Genomic DNA, 1,429 nt, shown 5'->3' with positions numbered 1-1,429 from the left:
ACGCCTCTCCCCCACCCAGCACCCCTGGCTCCACGACCACACCGTCTACAACACCCCCCTCCTCCCCGGCACCGGACTCCTGGACCTCGCGTTCGCCGCTGCCCGTGAGGTCGGGGCGGCCGGCGTCGGAGAGCTGACGCTGACCGAGCCGCTGGTGGTGCGGGATGCCGTTCGGTTGCAGGTGGTGGTCGGCCCGGAGGCGAACGGTCGTCGTTCGCTGGCCGTCTACAGCCAGTCGGAGGACTCGCTGGGCGGTGTGTGGCGCCAGCACGCGACGGGCGAGCTCGTGGCGGACTCGCCCGAGGACGGATCCGGTGCGGACGTGCTCGCGCAGTGGCCGGTCGCAGGTGCCGAGCGCGTGGAACTCGACGGGTACTACGACCGGTTCGAGGCGCAGGGCCTCGGGTACGGCCCGGCGTTCCGCGGGCTGCGGGAGCTGTGGCGTGATGGGGACCGCGGCTTTGGTCTCGTACGTCTTCCCGAGGAGGTCGGTCCGGGTGAGTTCGGCGTGCACCCGGCGCTGCTCGACGCCGCCCTGCACGTCATCGCGGCGCTGCGCGACGGGGACGACTCCGTGGTGCTGCCCTTCGAGTGGAGCGGCGCGGAGCTGCTCGCCGGGGGTGGCACGGAACTGCGGGTCGAGGTCGAGCTCGACCGGGTGGCGTCCGTCGCCCGCATCCGGGTGGTGGACACCGCGGGACGCCCGGTCCTGTCGGTGCGGGAGCTGCGCCTGCGCGAGGTGACGTCCGACCAGATACGGGGCGCCGAGCGGGTTGAGCACCTGTACCGGGTGGCGTTCGAGCCGCTGCGTGCGACGGGTACGGACGCGGCCACCGCCGGCGACGACGCGTCGGACGTGTTCGACGACGCCGTCGTTCTGGGTGATCGCTCCGAGCTGGGTGCCGCGCTCGGCCTCGACATGGTCGCCGACGTGGACGAGTTGCTGGCCGGGGAGTCCGTTCCGGGACTCGTCCTGGTCGACGCGACGCGTCCCGTGTCGGGCGAGGACGGTGCCGCACAGACGGCCGCCGCCGCCCTGACCACACTTCAGGGCCTCCTCGGTGAGCCGCGCCTCGCGTCGACGGCGCTGGTCTGGGTGACGCGCCGGGCCGTGGGCGACGGCGTGTCCGACCTGGCGCACGCTCCGCTGTGGGGACTGCTTCGGACCGCCGCGAGCGAGTACGGCGAGCGTTCGGTGCGTCTGGTGGATCTGGATGCCGGGGCGTTGGACGCCGAGCTGCTGGAACGCGCGATCGCGGTCGAGGGAGAGCCCGAGATCGCCCTGCGCGACGGCCGGATCCTCGTCGCCCGCCTGACCCGCACCGACCAGCCCGACCAGCCCGAAACCCCGCGCTTCGACCCCGACGGCACGGTCCTGATCACCGGCGGCACCGGCGAACTCGGCCGGCAGCTCGCCACCCACCTCGTC

General features: G+C 73.5%; 1 protein-coding gene. It reads left to right on the top strand.

Annotated features, from left to right (window positions below; all coding sequences use genetic code 11):
• Positions 1-1,429, top strand: a 1,429-nt coding sequence (locus AWZ10_RS31015; RefSeq protein ID WP_208618581.1) for a polyketide synthase dehydratase domain-containing protein, incomplete at both ends; no start/stop codon positions are given.

This window comes from Streptomyces europaeiscabiei (genome assembly GCF_001550375.1).
In the GTDB taxonomy this organism is placed as follows: Bacteria; Actinomycetota; Actinomycetes; order Streptomycetales; family Streptomycetaceae; genus Streptomyces; species Streptomyces europaeiscabiei.
This window is presented reverse-complemented; position numbering and strand designations above follow the sequence as displayed.